Annotated in this window: 17 protein-coding genes; 12 read left to right on the forward strand and 5 right to left on the reverse strand. The window is 72.9% G+C overall.

Annotated features, from left to right (window positions below; translation table 11 throughout):
* Positions 1–21 precede the first annotated feature (21 nt).
* From ABD743_RS14675 to ABD743_RS14685, 3 genes are read left to right on the forward strand one after another with little or no spacing between them, the layout of a single operon-like run.
* Positions 22–1482: a lipopolysaccharide biosynthesis protein gene (locus tag ABD743_RS14675; RefSeq protein ID WP_344722596.1), complete on the forward strand. Its 1461-nt coding sequence runs from the start codon at positions 22–24 to the stop codon at positions 1480–1482.
* The gene (locus ABD743_RS14680) at positions 1479–3431 is read left to right on the forward strand and encodes a hypothetical protein (RefSeq protein ID WP_344722597.1); all 1953 of its coding nucleotides are present in this window, start codon (positions 1479–1481) and stop codon (positions 3429–3431) included. The genes ABD743_RS14675 and ABD743_RS14680 overlap by 4 nt, the downstream gene beginning before the upstream one ends.
* Before the next feature lie 2 nt (positions 3432–3433).
* Positions 3434–3895: a hypothetical protein gene (locus ABD743_RS14685; protein WP_344722598.1), complete on the forward strand. Its 462-nt coding sequence runs from the start codon at positions 3434–3436 to the stop codon at positions 3893–3895.
* 76 nt (positions 3896–3971) lie between these two features.
* On the opposite strand, the gene ABD743_RS14690 is transcribed toward ABD743_RS14685, so the two are convergent.
* Together ABD743_RS14690 and ABD743_RS14695 are read right to left on the reverse strand one after the other, a co-directional pair.
* On the reverse strand, positions 3972–5465 hold the full coding sequence (locus ABD743_RS14690) for an NAD-dependent succinate-semialdehyde dehydrogenase (RefSeq protein ID WP_344722599.1): 1494 nt from the start codon (positions 5463–5465) through the stop codon (positions 3972–3974).
* A 76-nt stretch (positions 5466–5541) separates the two neighbouring features.
* Entirely contained in the window at positions 5542–6399 is an 858-nt protein-coding gene (locus tag ABD743_RS14695; protein WP_344722600.1) for a helix-turn-helix transcriptional regulator, read from the reverse strand.
* A gap of 182 nt (positions 6400–6581) precedes the next feature.
* Here ABD743_RS14695 and ABD743_RS14700 point away from each other — a divergent pair, with 182 nt between their 5' ends.
* The 5 genes from ABD743_RS14700 (at position 6582) to ABD743_RS14720 (ending at position 11794) form a co-directional block, all read left to right on the forward strand.
* On the forward strand, positions 6582–7754 hold the full coding sequence (locus ABD743_RS14700; protein ID WP_344722601.1) for an acyl-CoA dehydrogenase family protein: 1173 nt from the start codon (positions 6582–6584) through the stop codon (positions 7752–7754).
* Positions 7751–8770: an acyl-CoA dehydrogenase family protein gene (locus ABD743_RS14705; RefSeq protein ID WP_344722602.1), complete on the forward strand. Its 1020-nt coding sequence runs from the start codon at positions 7751–7753 to the stop codon at positions 8768–8770. Before ABD743_RS14700 ends, ABD743_RS14705 begins: the two co-directional genes overlap by 4 nt.
* Before the next feature lie 104 nt (positions 8771–8874).
* On the forward strand, positions 8875–10542 hold the full coding sequence (locus ABD743_RS14710) for a protein kinase domain-containing protein (protein ID WP_344722603.1): 1668 nt from the start codon (positions 8875–8877) through the stop codon (positions 10540–10542).
* Positions 10543–10588: 46 nt separating this feature from the next.
* On the forward strand, positions 10589–11383 hold the full coding sequence (locus ABD743_RS14715; protein WP_344722801.1) for an SDR family NAD(P)-dependent oxidoreductase: 795 nt from the start codon (positions 10589–10591) through the stop codon (positions 11381–11383).
* Between the two features lie 33 nt (positions 11384–11416).
* On the forward strand, positions 11417–11794 hold the full coding sequence (locus ABD743_RS14720) for a hypothetical protein (protein WP_344722604.1): 378 nt from the start codon (positions 11417–11419) through the stop codon (positions 11792–11794).
* Between the two features lie 7 nt (positions 11795–11801).
* Here the strand turns inward: ABD743_RS14720 and ABD743_RS14725 are convergent, their stop codons facing one another.
* Positions 11802–12257: a pyridoxamine 5'-phosphate oxidase family protein gene (locus ABD743_RS14725; RefSeq protein ID WP_344722605.1), complete on the reverse strand. Its 456-nt coding sequence runs from the start codon at positions 12255–12257 to the stop codon at positions 11802–11804.
* A gap of 127 nt (positions 12258–12384) precedes the next feature.
* Between ABD743_RS14725 and ABD743_RS14730 the strand changes: the two genes are divergently transcribed.
* The gene (locus ABD743_RS14730; protein WP_344722802.1) at positions 12385–13509 is read left to right on the forward strand and encodes a geranylgeranyl reductase family protein; all 1125 of its coding nucleotides are present in this window, start codon (positions 12385–12387) and stop codon (positions 13507–13509) included.
* Here ABD743_RS14730 and ABD743_RS14735 read toward each other — a convergent pair.
* Positions 13490–14365 (reverse strand): UbiA family prenyltransferase, encoded by an 876-nt coding sequence (locus tag ABD743_RS14735; protein ID WP_344722606.1) that lies wholly within the window; start codon positions 14363–14365, stop codon positions 13490–13492. The genes ABD743_RS14730 and ABD743_RS14735 overlap by 20 nt on opposite strands.
* A gap of 21 nt (positions 14366–14386) precedes the next feature.
* On the opposite strand from ABD743_RS14735, the gene ABD743_RS14740 reads away from it, so the two are divergent.
* A complete protein-coding gene (locus tag ABD743_RS14740; RefSeq protein ID WP_344722607.1) occupies positions 14387–15118 on the forward strand; it encodes a methyltransferase domain-containing protein in 732 nt (243 codons plus the stop codon).
* Positions 15119–15147: 29 nt separating this feature from the next.
* Complete coding sequence (locus tag ABD743_RS14745; protein WP_344722608.1) at positions 15148–16221, forward strand: type III polyketide synthase; 1074 nt, start codon at positions 15148–15150, stop codon at positions 16219–16221.
* A 24-nt stretch (positions 16222–16245) separates the two neighbouring features.
* Here ABD743_RS14745 and ABD743_RS14750 read toward each other — a convergent pair whose 3' ends face one another.
* On the reverse strand, positions 16246–17772 hold the full coding sequence (locus tag ABD743_RS14750; protein ID WP_344722609.1) for a bifunctional 3-(3-hydroxy-phenyl)propionate/3-hydroxycinnamic acid hydroxylase: 1527 nt from the start codon (positions 17770–17772) through the stop codon (positions 16246–16248).
* A gap of 128 nt (positions 17773–17900) precedes the next feature.
* On the opposite strand from ABD743_RS14750, the gene ABD743_RS14755 reads away from it, so the two are divergent.
* Positions 17901–18224 (forward strand): YciI family protein, encoded by a 324-nt coding sequence (locus ABD743_RS14755; RefSeq protein WP_344722610.1) that lies wholly within the window; start codon positions 17901–17903, stop codon positions 18222–18224.
* Positions 18225–18234 lie beyond the last annotated feature (10 nt).

Below are 18234 nucleotides of genomic sequence, written 5' to 3' on the forward strand. Positions count from 1 at the left end.
CCTGTCCCGCCCTCGGCGATCGTGCGACCGGATCATGACGGCCGGACGCACCCCGATCCCCGCGCCGATCCGCCGACCGAGGTGCTCGACCCGTCCGCAGCGCCCACCGTCCGGATCCCGTCCGTGGGCGCCGAAACCGTGCGGCTCCCCTCCGTGGTTGCCGACACCGTGCGGATCCCGAGCATCGCCCGGGGTGTCGCCCCGGAGGAGGACAGCGGCGACGGAGGGCTGAGCGACGGACTCGCGCTCTCGCTGAGCTCGGTGCTGGGGTCGCTGGCCGGCTTCATCGGATGGCTGATCGCGGCCCACATCCTGCCCACCGCCGCTGTCGGCGACGCGCAGCTCGTGGCGTCCGCGTTCATCCTCGTCGGCGGCGCCGCCCAGCTGAACCTCGGTGTCGCGATGATGCGGTGGATCCCACCCGCCGGGCGCAGCACCGCAAAGCTGATCTGGAGCAGCCTGCTGCTGATCATGCCGCTCTCCGGGCTGGTCGGGCTCCTGTATGCGCTGCTCGCGCCCCGGCTGGCCACGATCTCGGCGGGCCCGGCCCTGCCGGTCGCGGCCGGTTTCCTGCTGTTCGCGATCGCCTCCGCGGGGTGGGGCGTGTTCCCCGTCCACGACTTCCTCCTCGTGGCGCTCGGCAAGCCCTGGTGGGCGGTCTGGCGCAACGCGATCTTCGCGGTCGTCCGCATCGCCCTGCTGGTGTTCCTCGGCGGGGCCCTCGCGCTCGGCTCCTTCGGCATCGTGCTGTCGTGGATCGGTCCGGTCGTCGTCTGGATCATCGTCGGCTCGCTGGTGATCTTCGTGCTCGCGCGTCGCGCCAGCGAACGAGCCACGGGCGGCAAGCTCCCGAGCCGGGGCGCGATGATCGCGTTCCTCGCTCCCACGGCGGTGGGGCAGGCCGGCGGGGCGTTGCTCTACAACCAGGTGCCGATCCTGGTGAACCTGCGGTTCGGGCCGGAGACCGGCGCCGTGTTCTTCATCGCGTGGCAGGCCATCGCGGTGATCGACCTCGCCGGGATGTTCTTCATGAACTCACTGGCGGTCACGGTGGCCCGGGAGCCACACCGTGTGCGGGAGCTGGCCGCGACTGCGCGGCGCCGGTTGCTCGGGATCTTCCTGCCGATGTTGGCGGTCGGTGCCGCACTTGCCTACCCGCTGCTGCTGATCTTCGGTGAGGATTACGCGCAAGGTGCCGACGTTCTGCGGCTGCTCCTGCTGGGCCTGGCGTTCCGGCTGGTCGTAGCCCACGAGCTGGGTGTGCGGCAGGCGACCGGCGCGGCCATGAGCTACGCACGCCTACAGCTCAGCAGTTCGATCCTGGTGGTGGTGGCAGCCCTCGTCACCCCGGTCACCGGTGCCGGGGTGTCCTCGCTCATCCCCGTGGCGATCGGATACATCGCCGTCCAGGTCGTCTGCGCGGTGGTCGTGATGTTCACGCCGGCGAGTCGCCGGTTCGATGTGGAGGTGGCAAGGCCGTGACTTCGACGGACACCCGCTCCACGGGCGACGACAGGCGCCCGCGGAGCGACGTCGACCAGGCCACAACGGCAATGCGGCCCGCCGGCGTCGACGCTCCCACCACCATGCTGCAGGCCCAGCCACCTCGCCCGCGCAGCGGTCCGCCGCCGGCTCCGCCCGCTCCGCCCGAGCCGGGGATCTACCGCTGGCTCTCGCCGATTCTGGCGCTGGCCGCCGTGGCGTTGCTGCCGGTGGCCGCGGCCACCACCAACCTGGGCGCGATGGACGGCTGGGGCCTGGCCACGGTCCTCGGTCCGGCTGCCTGGGCGTCGGTGCTGTGTGCGGTGGCGGCCTGTGTGGCAGAGCTGTGGTCGCCGCGGCCGCGGATCCCGATGCTGTCCACCGCCACCGGTGTGCTCATCCTCTGTTCGGTCGGCATGCCGTCCGTGGTGGAGCCGGTGGCTCGGTTCACCACGGCATGGCTGCTGGCCGGCTTCACCGACGCACTCGCCCACGACGGCATCCCGCCCACCGGGATCGACGCCCGGTTCTACTGGCCCGCCTTCTTCGCCCAGTGGGCGTTCTTCCGGGACGCGGGCGGGGTCGAACAGCTCGACAGCGTGTTGCGCTGGTTCCCCCCGGTCGTCGTCACGGTGTGGGCGATCGGCATCTACGCGCTGGCCCGCTCGATGCTCGGCGGCTCCCGTGCCCCGTGGGCCGCCGCGTGGCTGTTCATCGGGCTGAACTGGATCGAGCAGGACTACTTCTCGCCGCAGGCCACCGGGATCGTGCTGATGCTCACGGTGCTGACGTTCGCGCTCGGCCCGCTGGCCACCCGCCGCACCGACTCGGCCGGTGTGCCCGGCTGGCCCTTCCCACATCCCGAGTCGAAGCGGCTGCCGCTGCTACGCCGCTGGCTGGTGTCGGCGATGACCCCGCCGAACAGGCCGTCGCTGCCGCCGCGTCAGCTGCTACTGATCTACTTCTGCGCCGCGTTATGCCTGGTAGCGGTGATCCCCGAGCACCAGCTCACCCCGTTCGCCATCATCGGTCAGCTCGTGGTGCTGGCCGTGGTCGGCCGGTTCCGGGGGCGCGGGCTGGTGCTCCTGGCCGTCGTCGCTTTCGCGGTGTACTTCGTGATCTCCGCGCGGGAGTTCTGGATCACCCAGCTCAGCCTGATCACGGGGTCGGACAACGCCGGCGACGCGCTGCAGGCGGGCGTCGCAGACCGGCTCACCGGCGATACGGGCCAGGTCGTGGTGAAGTACCTCCGCATCCTCATGCCGGGGCTCACCTGGATGCTCGCGATCGTCGGGGCGTGGGTCTACTGGCGTCGCAAGCGCGACCTGGTGCCCATCGCGCTTGCGGTGGTGCCGATGGCGTTCGCCGCACAGGGCTACGGCGGCGAGGTGTTCCTGCGGATCGTGCTCTACGGTCTCCCCGTTCTCGCGATCCTCGGGGCTGACGCCCTGCGAGCGTTCGTGCGGCGCAAGCGTTCCCGGGAGGTCGTGCTCGCGATCGGCATGGCGGCATTGTTCCCCCTGCTGATCCTGATCCGCGGCGGCAACGACGCCTACCAGGTCGTCTATCCGCAAGAAGTGGCGCTGGCCCGGCAGACCATCGAGACGACTCCACCGGGGCAGGAGATCCTGCCGCTCGGCAACGTCGGGCCGTACGGCGTGGAGGGCATCGACACCCACAGCATGGGTTCGGTGGTCGAGGGATGTTCCGAGCTGTCGGACGACCCGATCCGCTGCATCGAGGCCGAGTCCCCGGACGTGCTCATCACCTTCACCTCCGTGGAGAAGCAGGGCGTGGTGCTCAACGGCATGAAGCCCGGCTGGACTCTCGAGGTCATCCGCCAGTTGGTGGCCTCAGGGCAGTACGTGGTGACGTACCAGGACGGTTTCGACGCCGTGCTGAAGAAGACCGTGCCGGCTGCGCCCCCGGCCCCGACCCCAGGAGGCTGAGCATGATCCTGGCTCAGAACCTCGTCATCAATCCGGCTCAGGACATCTGGGTCTGGCTGACGTTCGCGCTGTTCCTCGTGGTGGTGGCGGCGCGGGCGTGGGTCGTGGAGACCGGCCAGGGCCGGCTGGGACGCACTCCTGTCAAGGTGAAGCTCCTGACGGCGACGTCGGTGCTCGTACTCGTCGGGCTGATGTCGCTCATCGCGGTGCAGGGTGGTGCGCTGCTGGTCGAGTCGGTCCTCACCGGCACCGACCCGGCCACGAAGGTGTACGGGCCCGACGCCGGGGATTCCGGCGATTCCGGGGACACCGGCACCGACCCGAACGCGCCTGCGGATCCGAACGCGCCTGCGGATCCCAACGCGCCGGCCGACGCGAACGCACCGGCCGACGCGAACGCACCGGCCGACGCGAACGCACCGGCAGCTCCGGCTGCCAACCCCGCAGCACCGCCGGGGGGCTGAGCTCTCGCAGCCCCGCCGGCGGCGCCAGGAGCGCTGAGCAACCGGGTCCCATCCGGCCCGAGTTGCTCAGCACCTTCTAGCCGCCGAAGCCGATCGCCACGTACTTCGTCTCGAGGAACTCCTCGATCCCGACGCTGCCGCCTTCGCGGCCGAGGCCGGACTGCTTGATCCCGCCGAACGGGGCCGCAGGGTTCGACACCAGGCCGGTGTTGAGGCCGATCATCCCCGCCTCCAGCCGCTCCGACACCCGCAGCGCGCGGGTCACGTTCTCCGTGTACAGGTAGCTCACCAGTCCGAACTCGGTGTCGTTCGCCGCGGCGACGGCCTCGTCCTCGTCGTCGAACACGCTGATCGCGGCCACCGGCCCGAAGATCTCCTCCGCGCTGAGCCGTGCCTGCAGCGGAACGTCGGTGAGCACCGTGGGCTGGTAGAAGTAGCCCGGTCCGTCCACCGGCACGGCGCCCACGCGCACGGTGGCGCCGCGATCCAGCGCGTCACGGACGAGCTCGGTGACCTTGTCGCGGCCCTTCGCGTCGACCAGCGGCCCGACGTCGACGCCGTCCTCGGTGCCGCGGCCGACGTTGAGAGCGCTCATCCGCTCTGCGAGCCGGTCGGCGAACGCCCCGGCGACGGAACGGTGCACGAGGAACCGGTTGGCGGCCGTGCAGGCCTCGCCCATGTTGCGCATCTTGGCGAGCATCGCGCCTTCGACGGCCTTGTCGAGGTCCGCGTCCTCGAACACGAGGAACGGCGCGTTGCCACCGAGCTCCATGGACGTGCGCAGCACCTTCTCAGCGGCCTGCTCCAGGAGCTTCCGCCCGACCTGGGTGGAGCCGGTGAAGGAGAGCTTGCGCGCCCGTCCGTCGCGGATCAGGGGCTCCATGACACCGCCCGCATCCGAGGTGGTGACGATGTTCAGCACGCCGTCGGGCAGGCCCGCCTCGGCGAGGATCGCGGCGAGCGCGTTCATCGACAGTGGCGTCTGGGCTGCGGGCTTGAGCACCATCGCGCACCCGGCCGCGATCGCCGGCCCGATCTTGCGGGTGCCCATCGCCATCGGGAAGTTCCACGGCGTGATGAGCAGGCACACACCGACCGGCTGCTTCTGCACGAGGAATCGGCTCGCACCGTTGGGCGCGACCGCGTACCCGCCGTCGATGCGCACGGCCTCCTCGGCGAACCATCGGAAGAACTCCGCCGCGTAGGAGATCTCCCCGCGTGACTCGGCGAGCGGCTTGCCCATCTCCAGGGTCATGAGGAGGGCGAGGTCGTCGATGCGCTGCATGATCAGCTCGTAGGCGCGGCGCAGGATCTCACCGCGGTCCCGGGGTGCCATCGCCGCGAAGGCGGCCTGGGCCGCGACCGCTGCGGCGAGGGCGTCCATCCCGTCCTGGGGCGAGGCGTCGGCCACCTCGCAGAGGACCTTCCCGGTGGCCGGGTCGTCGACGGTCAGGGTGCGGCCGGACGCGGCGGGTCGCCAGGAGCCGCCGATGAACAGGCCGGTGGGGACCGCATCGACGACCCGCGCCTCGTCTGCACTCGAGTTGCTGGTCAGGGCGGAGTTCGTCATGGCCCGATGCTCTCACCGCGAACGGGCGGGCGCACCCGACGTGATGTTCCTCCTTGCTCCGCGTCGGGCGGCCGGTTCAGCGGGCGGCGTCCTCGTCCGCGAGTGCGCTGTCGCGTGCGTCGGTCACCGCGATGGATCCGAGGAGGGCGAGGGCGCGGGCGGAGTCGGTGCCGGGCTCGGCGTGGTAGATGACGAGCTGTTGTCCGTCGGCGCCGACGACGGCGAGCTTCTCGCGGCGCAGATGCAGCTCACCGACCTGCGGATGCTGCATGTGGCTCGTGCCGTCCCGGCGATGGCCGACGTCGGCGCGGGCCCAGAGGCTGCGGAACCGATCGCTGCGCATCGACAACTCGCCGACCAGCGCCGCCAGGTTCGGGTCTTCGGGGTCGGCTCCCGCTGCGGCACGCAGACCGCCGACCACACTCGCCGTGGCGCGGTCCCAGTCCACGTGCAGCTCGCGGTCACCGGGATCGAGGAACACTTGTCGCAACAAGTTCTTGCCGGGTGCGAAGTTCGGGGACAGGGCACGGGCGAGCGCGTTGGCGGCCAGCACGTCGAGGTACCTGCCGGACACGTACGCGGGCATCGGGAGCTGGTCGATGAGCTGGGCGGTCCCGGTCGGTATCCGTTCGATTCGCGGGCGCGCCGGGCGGCGGCTGGGCGCGCGGGCCAGCTCGTGCAGGTGGGCGGTCGCGGCCGGGTCGAGCAGCAGCGCCCGAGCCAGTGCGTCGATCACCTGGGCGGATGGATTCTGGTCGCGTCCCTGCTCCAGGCGCAGGTAGTAGTCGGAGCTGATACCTGCCAGCATCGCGAGCTCCTCGCGGCGAAGCCCGGACACCCGCCTCCGCCGGCCGGCGACGAGCCCCACGTCCTCGGGCCGCACCAGACCGCGTCGGGCGCGCAGGTACTCGCCGAGGGCGTTGACCTTGTCCACGATTCGAGGCTAATCACGGTCGGCCGGACGTGACTGTCCCTGTGACTCCGAGGATGCACGGGCCCATGGGCACCTTCTCCGGCCGGGAGGGAACGCGGCCGCGGTGAGGCGAAGCGTGCAGGTCGCCGATCTGTGACCCGATCACCACTGCCGCCATCGGGGGAATGTCGCAGGATGGGGTGGTGACGGAGACGATGGCGCGGCTGCCGGCGCTGGTGCCGCCCCCGACCGACCTCCCGCCGCGCGCGGCAAAACTGCGTGCCGACGTGCGGGCGTTCCTCGAGCAGGAGCGGGCCGCAGGAGCGTGGACACCGCGCGCCGACGTGTGGCTCTCGGGCTGGGACGAGCGATTCACGAAGGAACTGGGCCGCCGCGGCTGGCTGGGGATGACCATCCCGGTCGAGTACGGCGGCCACGGCGCCTCCCCGCTGGACCGCTACGTGGTCACCGAGGAGCTCCTCGCGGCGGGTGCTCCGGTGGCCGCGCACTGGGTGGCCGACCGCCAGATCGGCCCCAGCCTCATGCGGTTCGGCACCGAGACGCAGCGACGCAAGTTCCTGCCCGGGATCGCGGCGGGCGAGGTGTACTTCGGGATCGGGATGAGCGAGCCCGATGCCGGCTCCGACCTGGCGGCCGTGCGCACGAAGGCCGTGCAGGTCAGCGGTGGGTGGGAGCTGACCGGCACGAAGGTATGGACGTCCGGCGCCCACCACGCTCATGCCTTCTTCGCGCTCGCCCGCTCCGCGCCCCGTGACGAGCAGAACCGGCACGCGGGGCTGTCCCAGTTCATCGTCGAGCTCGACTCGCCCGGTGTGCAGATCCGCCCCATCCCGCTGCTGACCGGCGCACACCATTTCAACGAGGTCGTGTTCGACAACGTGTTCGTGCCCGACGACATGGTGCTCGGTGAGATCGGCGCCGGTTGGCGGCAGGTCACCAGTGAGCTCGCGTTCGAGCGCAGCGGACCGGAGCGGTTCCTCTCGACGTTCCCGCTGCTCACTGCCCTCGTCGGGGAACTTCTGGCCAGTGGGTCCACGCCGCAGCGGGAGCTCGGCGGCCTCGTCAGCCGTCTGTGGACGCTGCGGCGGATGTCGCTGGCCGTGGCCGGCTCGCTCGAGTCGGGGCAGGCGCCGGAGCTGGCCGCAGCCGTGGTGAAGGACCTCGGCACGCGGTACGAGAACGAGGTGATCGACACGGCCCGGCTGCTCGTCTCGACCCCGCCGGACCCCGGTGCCGAGGGTGGCTACGCGCGGCTCCTGGCCGACGCGGTGCTGCACGCCCCCGGCTTCACGCTGCGCGGTGGGACCAACGAGGTGTTGCGCGGGATCGTGGCGCGGGGAATGGGGCTGCGATGACCGACAACTCGGAGCTGCGCGAGCTGGCCGAGTCGATCTTCGCCGCCGCGCGGGATGCGGGCACGGGGTTCGACGCCGAGCTGTGGAAGACCCTCGAGGGCACCGGACTCGCCCGGCTGACCCTGCCGGCCGACGCGGGCGGGAGTGAGGGCAGCTTCTCCGACGCGGCGGTGGTGCTGGCCGAGGCCGGTGCGTACGCCGCGCGGGTGCCCGTGGTGGAGACCGATCTGCTGGCGGGCTGGCTGCTGCACGCCGCAGGCATCGGCGTGCCGGCCGGGCCGCTGACGGCCGTGACCGGAACGCTGGATGTCGAGGGTTCGGCGGTCCGTGGCGCGCTCCAGCGCGTGCCGTGGGCTCGCGCGGCGGCCGGGATCGCCGTGCTGACCCCGCACCACGTCGTCCTGCTCGGCCCCGAACAGATCACCGTCACCGACGGCAGCAACCTTGCGGAGGAGCCGCGCGACGCGGTCGTCGTCGACGGCGAGGTGCCCTCGGATGCCGTCGCCGGCGTGCCGGAGGGGGCGGCGGAGGAGTTCCGGCTGCGTGCCGCGCTCGGGCGGGCCCAGTTGCTCGCCGGGGCAGCGCGAGGTGCACTCGCCGCCGCTGTGCGCTACGCGGGCGAGCGGGTGCAGTTCGGCCGCCCCATCGGCCGGTTCCAGGCGGTTCAGCAGCAGCTGGCCCTGGCGGCGGCCGAGGTGGCCGCGGCGTCGGCGGCGGCGTCCGCCGCTGCTGCAGCGGTCACCGCGGACGGGTTCACGGACCCGGCATCGCGGTTCGCCGTCGCCGCGGCCAAGGCGCGCACCGGCGAGGCTGCGGGTGTCGTCGCCCGGATCGCGCACCAGGTGCACGGGGCCATCGGTTTCACCCGCGAGCACGACCTGCGGCTCGTCACCACCCGCCTGTGGGCGTGGCGTGACGAGGACGGCTCGGACGCCGAGTGGAACACCGAGGTCGGAGCGGCCGCACTGGCCGCCGGACCCGAGGGACTCTGGCCGCTGGTGACCGGACGTCCATGATCAACGGGGCCCGGTAGCGTGCCCCGGCGATGGAACAGATCGCAGCGGACGACCCCCGCGTTCTGGGTCGCTACCGGGTAACGGGCCGACTCTGGACAGATGGGATGGGCCGTGTCCTGCTCGGCGTCGACGACGGTGACAGGCGCGCGGCGCTGAGAGTGGTGAATCCGCAGCTCGCGGCCCTGCCCGGGTTCCGCGAGCGGTTCCGGCGGGAGGTGCAGCTCGCGGCCACGGCGCCGCCGTGGTTCGCCGCTGCCGTGCTGGACGCCGACCCCGACGGCAACCCACCGTGGCTTGCCAGCGCCTACGTCGAAGGCCCGACGCTGCAGGCCTACGTGGAGGCGAACGGTCCGCTGAGCCGCCAGGGCACGGTGGCGCTGGCCGTCAGGATGGCCGACGGGCTCGTCGCCCTGCACGGCGCGGGCCTCGTGCACGGGGACCTCAGGCCGTCGAACGTGGTGCTGGCCGAGGACGGGCCGCGGCTGATGGACTTCGGTGTCGCCCGGGCCGCCGAACCCCCCGCGGGGGCGCCCCACACGGGCCACGTGATCGCCGGGCCCGACTTCCTGTCACCGGAGCAGATCGCCGGGCACCGGGATGTCGGACCGGCCGCCGACATCTTCTCGTTCGGGTCGCTGATCGGCTTCGCGGCCACGGGCCGCTCCCCGTTCGCCGCCGACTCCGTTCCCGGTGTGATGCACCGCATCTCGCACACCGCCCCCGATCTCGGACCGATCGACGGGCCCCTGCGCGACGCCGTGCTGGCATGCCTCACGAAGGACCCCACCGCGCGACCCACGGCCGCCCGCGTGCGTGATCTGCTGCGGCAGCTGGACCAGCCGGAACCGGCCGCCGCGCCCGCCGCCGTGGCGGCACCGGCCGGGCCGCCACGCGTCCCCGCTGCGCGGGCGCCCGTTCCCCACGTACCGGCGCCGGCCGGGCCGCCTCCGGCCGTATCCGTCCCGGCACCGGCCGCGCCGCCGTCGCCCGTACCGGTCCCGGCACCGGCCGGCCCGGCCGCGCCACCAGCGCGGCCGGCTCCGACATCCGGCGGACCGGCCCCGGCACGTGCTCAGACGGCGCCCATTTCGCCGTCACCGGTTCCCCGCGGCGCCATCCCCGTTCCTCGCACGCCTGATCGGTCCGGGCCGTCCACGTTCGTCGGAGCCCCCGTCCTGCTGCCGGAACGGCCGGCGCGCGGTCCTGGCGGCCTGACGCGCCGGCAGTGGGGCATCATCGCCGCGGTCGTCGTCGCAGCCCTGGCCGGAGCCGGCATCGCACTGGCCGCGGTGTTCACGGTCGGCGGTGGCGACGCCGCGGCCCCGGCGGCAGCGGGCCCGGACAGCACCGCATCGGCGGTGCCCTCGGCCGGATCGTCGGACCCGGACGTCACGGTGATCGACGGCGAGACGGACCACCGGTTCGGCACGGGATCCGCGCAGTTCGCCACCCCGAGCCGCAACATCGCGTGCCGCATGTCCACCGGCGACGTGCGCTGCGACGTCGTCCAGCGCACGTGGGAGGTGCCACCGCCGCCGGCCGACTGCACCCAGTCCTACGGCACCGGCGCGATCCTCGCCGGGTCGGGGAAGGGCCAGCTGTCCTGTGTCGGGGACACCGTGGCCGACTCCTCCCTCTCCGTCCTCGACTACGGGCAGGGCGTTCGGTTCGGCGACGTGGTCTGTGTGAGCAAGGAGAGCGGCATGCGCTGCGAGAATCCCCGGACCGGGCACGGGTTCAACGTCGCCAGAGCGTCGTACGAGCTGTTCTGACCCGGCGCGCGGGAAGGGAAACGCAGCCGTGAACCTTGCACGAGGCATGAACATCGACCTCAACGGGAGAACGGCACTGGTCACCGGCTCCACCCAGGGGATCGGCCACGCCATCGTCACCCGGCTCGCCGAGGCGGGCGCGCGGGTGGCGGTCAACGGGAGAGGCGAGGAACGCGTCAACGGCGCCGTCGAGCGCGTGCGTGCCGCCGTGCCCGGCGCCGACGTGCTCGGCATCGCGGCGGACGTGGCGTCCGAGGAAGGGGCCGCGACGCTCGTCGCGGAGCTGCCCCAGGTGGACGTGCTGGTGAACAACCTGGGGATCTTCGAAGCCCGGCCCGTGCTGGAGATCGACGACGCCGAGTGGCGGCGCTACTTCGAGGTGAACGTGCTGGCCGGGGTACGCCTGACCCGCGCCTACCTGCCCGGGATGATCGAGCGCAGGTGGGGCCGCGTGCTTTCCATCAGCAGTGACTCCTCGGTGGTGACACCTGTGGAGATGGTGCATTACGGCGTGACGAAGACGGCACAGCTGGCCGTGTCGCGCGGCTTTGCGAAGGCCGCAGCAGGCACCGGCGTCACCGTCAACTCCGTGCTGGCCGGCCCCACACACACCGCCGGCGTCGAGGACTTCGTGGCGACCATGGTGGGCGAGGATCTGCCGTGGGACGAGCTCCAGCGCCGGTTCATGCTGGAGAACCGGCCGCAGTCGCTGCTGCAGCGGCTGATCGAGCCGTCCGAGATCGCCAACATGGTGGCCTACCTCAGCTCCGACCTGGCCTCGGCCACAACCGGAGGGGCGCTGCGGGTGGACGGCGGCTACGTCGACTCGATCCTGCCGTAGCCCCGTTCCGGGGTGAGCGGCAGGCTGTGCGGCATGACCGACTCGACTCCTGCTCGCCCCGCCCAGAACGTTCCCGCCCGGTCCGTGTCGTCCGACGTCGTGGCCGCCGTGGCCGATCGGCTGGGGCGTGACCAGGTGTTCGGCCCAGCGGTCACGAGCGCGTCGGGCACCACGCTGGTGCCGGTCGCGCGGGTGCGGGCCGGCGGTGGCGTGGGTGCGATGCGACCGGGTGCGGCGAGCACCGGGGCGGCGGCGATAGCGCGGCCGATGGGTGCCTTCTCCGTCGCACCGGACGGGAAGGTGAGCTGGCACCCCGCCGTCGACGTCAACCGGATCGTCCTCGGCGGTCAGATCACGCTCGCCGCCGTGCTCGTGCTCGTGCTCGGGGTGCTCCGGCGTCCCCGACGATGATCGTTTCTCAGCTGCCGATCTTGCGGAAGTCCCAGCTGGTGATCTTCTCGGCAACCAGGCGCAGCCAGGCGTGGCGCCCGTCGCGGACGATGGTGCCGCCGCTGTACTTGTCGGCGAAGGCCTGCTCGGGCCCGTCCAGCTCGGGCAGCGGCTCTCCGGTGCGGGGCACCTCGCCCACCACCTCCACCCGCCCGCGCAGCTCCACCCCGCGCAGCTCGCCGTAGTCCTCCCCGGCGTCGACGACGACCGCGATCCGCGGGTCGTTCTGCAGATCGGTCCAGCGCTGGCTGCGCGACAGTGAGGTCAGCCACAGCGCCCCGTCCTGCCAGACGAACCACAGCGGGGTGGCGTGCGGGCCGGTGCTGCCGACGGTGGCCACCCGGCAGGTGCGCTGCTCCGCGAGGAACGCGTCGACCTCGTCCGGCGTCATCGCGATCGCGCGGGCGCGCCGTTGCTGCTTCATGGCGCGGACGCTAGCGCAGCGCCACGGGCGACTCGCGGACGGGAAATGGGCGACTCGCCGGCGTGAAACGGGGTACGTGGCCACGTTGGGTCTCGGCGGGCTCGGGTAGAACCTCAGGGTGGACGAGATGTACGACGTCGCCGTTGTCGGCGCCGGACCGGCCGGGTCGGCAAGCGCGCTACGGGTGCTGCAGCTGCGCCCCGACGCGCGTGTTCTGCTCCTGGACGCGGCGGCGTTCCCGCGCGACAAGACCTGCGGGGACGGCATCGCCGCCCAGGTGCTCGAGTTGCTCCAGGCCCTCGGTGTGCCGAACCTGGCCAGTCTGGGTCCCGCTGTGCCCCGGCTCCAGCTGCGCAGCCCGGGTGGGCGCCTGGTCTCGCGCATCTGTGCACGTCCCAACCGGGTGATTCCGCGGGCGGTGTTCGACGCAGAGCTGGTCGCCGCAGCGGTCGCGCGCGGCGCGGAGCTGCGCCGCCATCGGGTGCGCCGCATCGACGTCCGCGCCGACGAGGTGGTGCTCGACGGGAGCATCAGGGCGCGGGTCGTGATCGGCGCCGACGGCGCGAACTCGACGGTCCGTCGTCTGCTGGGCGCACCCGAAACCCCGTCAGCGGCCACGGCGGTCGCAATCCGCGGCTACGCCCCGACCACGCTGCGCCCCGACGCGCTGGTGATCGAGTTCGCGCGCGGCCGCTACCCGGCCTACGCCTGGTCGTTCCCGCTCCCCGGCGGCGGATCCAACGTGGGATACGGGGTGTTCGACCGCCGTGGAGCGGGATCCCGGCAGGAGCTCCTCGATGCCATGCGCAGGCTGCTGCCCGGACACGAGCCCGCCCCGGAGACCGTGCGCGGGCACCACCTTCCGCTCTCCACAGGGCCGCGCCACCATCCCGACGGCCGGGTACTGCTGGCCGGTGACGCCGCGGCGATGATCAACCCCCTGACGGGTGAGGGGATCTTCGACGCGGTTGCCTCCGGGGTACTCGCCGGCCGAGCCGCGCTCCTGGGAGCAGACGCGGGCGCGGCCCACCGGCGCGCCATGACGCGCTCCTTCGGCCTGCACCACCAGCACGGAGCCTTCCTCTCCCGTCTCGTGTCGAACGCCCGGTTCCTCGACGCGGCCGTCACCGCTGCCGCCCGCCACCAGTCCGTGTTCGACGCCGCTGTGGACCTCGGCCTCGGCCGCGGCACGGCGCCGCTGACCGCCCTGGCCCGGGTGGCTGCCGCGTACGTCACCCTGGGCCGCGGCTGACGGCAGCGGTGACCCCCGGCTGGGCGAGCAGCGCAGGGCCCGACGCCACCAGCAGCACCACTGCGACAGCGGCCACCACGAGCACCGCACGAAACGGTGCGCGCGAGCCCGGTCGGCGCCCGGCGCGGAACCCGGCCGTGAGGATCACCACTGCGAGCACGGGGACGCCCCAGCTGAACACGGCCGGCAGGGGCGCGTTGAGTGCGAGCAGCACCGTGGCGGCGAGCAGCAGCAACGCGGCGGCGACCTGGCTGCCCACCACCCCGATCCGGTGGGGCAGCCCGCGCACACCGGTGGCCGCGTCGTCGGCGAGGTCGGGGAGCACGTTCGCGAAATGCGCACCGGCGCCGAGCAGCGCGCCCGCCGCGGGGAGCCACCACGGCGGCACCGGCGTGCCCGGTAGCCCGAGCACGACGAAGACCGGGAGCAGCCCGAAGCAGACCAGGTAGGGCAGTACCGAGAGCGCGGTGGACTTCATCCCCAGGTCGTAGGCCCACCCGGCCGCGACGGCGACGATGTGCACGAGCCCGGCGGCGATTCCGGACGCGAGCGAGAGCGGCAGGCAGGCCACCGCCGCCAGCAGCGTGGCCACCGCCACGGTCCGCCTCGTGACGGCGCCTGCGGCCACCGGCTTGTCCTGGCGCCCGACGGCGACGTCGCGCTCGGCGTCCAGCAGGTCGTTGAGCCAGCCGATCGACAGTTGCCCGGTGAGCACCGCCGCAGCCACCAGCAGCACCCCGGGTAGGTCGCGCCCCGTGGTGACGGCGAGGGCCGTGACCATGACGGTGACCGCAACGGTGGGCTCAGGGTGAGAGGAGCGCAGCAGCGCGACCGTGGTCGCGGCGACAGGCCGCATGCGGCCCAGTCTGGCAGCCTGATGCTCGTGCCCGCGCTCCGGAACCACCGCACCAGCGAGCTAGCGCGCAACGATCCGGCGCAGTACGACGACCTCGCGCAGCATTGGTGGCAACCGCGGGGACCGTTCGCGATGCTCCACTGGCTCGCGGCCGCACGCGGCGCGCTGGTGCCACCGGCGACCCGGCCCGGCGCGGTCCTGGTCGATCTCGGCTGTGGGGCGGGTCTGCTCGCCCCGCACGTCGCCGGCGCGGGTTACCGGCATGTCGGGGTGGACATCGGCGCGTCCGCGCTGGTCCAGGCCGCGGCGCACGGGGTCACCGTCGTGCGTGGGGACGTCACGGCCGTGCCCCTGGCCGACGGTTGCGCGGACGTCGTCGCGGCGGGGGAGATCCTCGAGCACGTGCCCGACCTGCCGGCCGCCGTGCGTGAGGCCTGCCGGCTGCTGCGTCCGGGCGGTCTGCTCGTGATCGACACCCTGGCTGCCACAGCCTTGGGCCGGTTCATCGCCGTGACGCTGGCCGAACGCATACCCGGCGCGGCGCCACCCGGCATCCACGATCCGGCCCTGTTCGTCGACCGCGGCCTTCTCGTGCGGGAGTGCGCACGCCACGGTGTGACGTTGCAGCTGCGCGGAATCCGTCCGTCGCTGTCCGGGCTCGCCCGCTGGCTCACCGGCCGGGCCGACACGGTGGCCATGGTCGCGGTGCCGACCACCGCTGTGCTGTTCCAGGCCGTCGGGAGGCGGGCTTGACGCCCCGGGCTAGGCGGGGAGTCGACGCCGTGAGCGGATCGGGGTTCATCGCGGGCTTCGGCGCCGCCGTGCCCGGCGGCGCCCTCCGCCAGACCGAGATGTGGGACGGGTTCTTCGCGCGCCACTTCGCGGGTGACCGGATGGCGGAACGAATCTTCCGCAGCGCCGGGGTGCAGCGCCGGCACGCCGCGGTGAACCCGGCGGACGAGGACGTATCGCTGTGGTCGACGGGCGAGCGGATGCGGCGCTATGTCAGCGAGGCGGTCCCGCTGGGCAAGGAGGCCGTGGCCGCGGCGCTGGCCGACGCGGGCCTCGCGCCCGACGAGGTGGGCTTGTTCGTGGTGGCCTCGTGCACCGGATACGTCACGCCCGGGCTGGACATCCGCGTGGCCGCCGACCTCGGGATGGCGCCCGACGTGCAGCGGTTGTTCATCGGGCACATGGGCTGCTACGCGGCGATCCCCGCCCTCGGCGCGGCAGGCGACTACGTCGTCGCCCGCAACAAGCCCGCCGTCGTGCTGTGCCTGGAGCTCACGTCGCTGCACGTGCAGCCGCCCGCCGACGACCACGGCCGGATCGATCTCGGCCAGGTCGTCTCCCACGCGTTGTTCGGCGACGCCGCCGCCGCGATCGTCGTGCTGCCGGACGCACCGGGGGCACGGCGAGGGTTGGAGGTCCTCGAGATCGCCGCGCTCACCGACGCGGCGACCGCCGACCACATGACCTGGGAGGTCACCGACCTGGGTTTCCGCATGGGGCTCTCGCCCGAGGTGCCGCGGGTGCTCGCCCGGCACGTGCGCGCCATGGTGTCGGAGTTGCTCGGGCGGCACAGGCTGACCACGGAGGACGTGGACGGATGGGCCGTGCATCCGGGTGGGCCGCGGATCCTGAGCACGGTCGCCGAGCAGCTCGCCCTCCCCGCGGATGCGTTGGACGCCTCGAAGGCGGTGCTCGCCGAACGCGGCAACTGCTCGTCGGCCACCGTTCTCCTCGTGCTCGACGCGCTGCGCGCCGCCGGTCGTTCACGAGCGGGGCGGGCCGTCGTGGCCATGGCGTTCGGGCCTGGTCTGACGCTGTACGTCGCGCTGCTGCGGCAAGGCTGAGCACGTGGCGACGACTCGCGGGGGTCAGCGGGGGGTTGTCGCCAGCACGATGCGGTCGGGGCGCAGCAGGGCGGTTGACGCCCGGGCGCGCTCCAGCCAGGCGAGCAGCTCCTCGCCGTCCTCGATCGTCACCTCGCCGGCGTGCGGGCCGGGGCCGAGTCGCAGCGTCCGGGCACCGAGTCGGCGTGCCCTGGCCTGGGCCGAACGTGGCACGCAGCCGGTGGCGAGGAGTGCGTAGCCGTCGCCGAGGACCTCGTCGAGCCGTACCGGACGTCCGTCCACCCGGACGGTCGGTTGCGGGCAGGGGGTCCCGGACAGATCCCGGCGGTGCCGGCGGCGTTCGACGAGGGGCCCCGGGTCGTAGCGCGTCGCGATCCCGCGCTGCGCGGCCGTCCGCACGCCCGGTATCCGCAGGAGCAGGCCGGCCACCGGGCGGCGCAGCGCGGCCGCGAGGTCCTGGCCACCGGTCATGGCGCGACCGACCAGGACCGCACCATGGATCACCGCCTCGGCGTGTGGCCCGCGCTCGGCCTGGTAGCTGTCGAGCAGCGTGTCCTCGTCGCCGCCGTCCAGCACGGCGGCGAGCTTCCAGGCGAGGTTGTGGGCATCGCGCAGCCCGGCGCCGAGGCCCTGGCCGATGAACGGGGGCGTCAGGTGCGCGGCGTCACCGAGCAGCAGCACCCGCCCGCGCCGCCACCGGTCGGCGATCCGCGCACGGAACGTGTACTCGCCGGCCCGCAGTACATCGAGGCCGCCGGCCCGCCTCGTCCACCGTGTGGTGAGTGTGGCGATCCGCTCCGGGCGCATCAGTTGCTCCGCGGTCTCGCCGGGCCGCATCCGGAACTCCCACCGGTACCGGTCGCCGGGCAGCGGGAGGAACGTCGCCGCGCGGCGCGGGTCGCAGATCTGGTCGACCCCACCCCAGGTGGGCAGCGGCCGGTCCGAACGGGCGTCGAGGACGAACCACCGCTCGGTGAACCGCAGGTCACGAAGCCGGGCACCGATGGCGTCGCGGACGGTGCTGCCGGCGCCGTCGCAGCCGAGCACCGCCGCCGCGCTGAGCTGCTCGCGGGCTCCGGTGCGTGCGTCGGTGAGGTGCACGAGCACGCTGCCGGGACGTCCGGCAGGCAGGCTCACGCCCGTGACTTCGGCGCACTCGCGCAGCCGGGCCAGTGGTTGGCGGGCCAGCTCGTCACGCAGCAGGCGCTCGAGATCCGGCTGATGGAACAGGTTGGACTCGGGGTGACCGTGTACGCCGACGGGCCGGTCGTGGCGGAACTCCGCGAAAGGCCGCAGCCGGGCGTCGAGCAGCCGCAGGCCTGCCGCCGGGATGCTGATCCGGGCGAACGCGTCACCGATGCCGGCCCGCTGCAGGATCCGCGCCCCCTCGTCGTCGAGATGCACGGCGCGTGGCAGTGGATGGATCCCGGCCCGCCGTTCCAGGACGGTGCAGGACACTCCGAGCCGGGCCAGCAGGAGGGCGGCAGTGAGTCCGGTGGGGCCAGCGCCGACGATCAGCACCTGCCCGGCGCCCGGCTGTTCCCGCTCCACGGCTCTCACCTCGGTATGGACCCTGCCAGCGTCGGGCCGCCCGTGCATATCTGAGCGGGATGACGGTGTCGAGAACGGTCGCGCGGATCCGACGTCCAGGTAGGAGCACGGCGACGAGGAGCACCCAGATGAAGTACATGCTGCTGACCTACGGTGTCCCGGGCCCGCACGCCCGGGACCCGCTGCTGCAGGAGATCCCGGAGACGGGAGAGTGGGTCGCCGGGGCGCCACTGTCCGATCCCGGTCTGGCCCGCACACTCCGGGTGCGCGACGGGGCGGCGGAGACGACCGACGGTCCCTTCGCCGACGCACGGGAGCAGCTGATGGGCTACTGGCTGGTCGACTGCGAGACCCTGGACCGGGCTCTCGAACTCGCCGCGCTGCTCCGGGGAGCGGACACGGCCGCGGTCGAGGTCCGCCCGTTGATGGACCCCGCCGGGATGGAGATGTGAGCGACCCGCG

The organism is Pseudonocardia yunnanensis (genome assembly GCF_039534065.1).
GTDB lineage: Bacteria > Actinomycetota > Actinomycetes > Mycobacteriales > Pseudonocardiaceae > Pseudonocardia > Pseudonocardia yunnanensis.

Coding starts and splice junctions, on each gene's coding strand:
- ABD743_RS14755 (WP_344722610.1), top strand. CDS start 17,901: ATGAAGTACATGCTGCTGACCTACGGTGTCCCGGGCCCGCACGCCCGG.
- ABD743_RS14690 (WP_344722599.1), bottom strand. CDS start 5,465: ATGACGAACTCCGCCCTGACCAGCAACTCGAGTGCAGACGAGGCGCGG.
- ABD743_RS14685 (WP_344722598.1), top strand. CDS start 3,434: ATGATCCTGGCTCAGAACCTCGTCATCAATCCGGCTCAGGACATCTGG.
- ABD743_RS14740 (WP_344722607.1), top strand. CDS start 14,387: ATGCTCGTGCCCGCGCTCCGGAACCACCGCACCAGCGAGCTAGCGCGC.
- ABD743_RS14730 (WP_344722802.1), top strand. CDS start 12,385: ATGTACGACGTCGCCGTTGTCGGCGCCGGACCGGCCGGGTCGGCAAGC.
- ABD743_RS14715 (WP_344722801.1), top strand. CDS start 10,589: ATGAACATCGACCTCAACGGGAGAACGGCACTGGTCACCGGCTCCACC.
- ABD743_RS14735 (WP_344722606.1), bottom strand. CDS start 14,365: ATGCGGCCTGTCGCCGCGACCACGGTCGCGCTGCTGCGCTCCTCTCAC.
- ABD743_RS14720 (WP_344722604.1), top strand. CDS start 11,417: ATGACCGACTCGACTCCTGCTCGCCCCGCCCAGAACGTTCCCGCCCGG.
- ABD743_RS14710 (WP_344722603.1), top strand. CDS start 8,875: ATGGGCCGTGTCCTGCTCGGCGTCGACGACGGTGACAGGCGCGCGGCG.
- ABD743_RS14725 (WP_344722605.1), bottom strand. CDS start 12,257: ATGAAGCAGCAACGGCGCGCCCGCGCGATCGCGATGACGCCGGACGAG.
- ABD743_RS14705 (WP_344722602.1), top strand. CDS start 7,751: ATGACCGACAACTCGGAGCTGCGCGAGCTGGCCGAGTCGATCTTCGCC.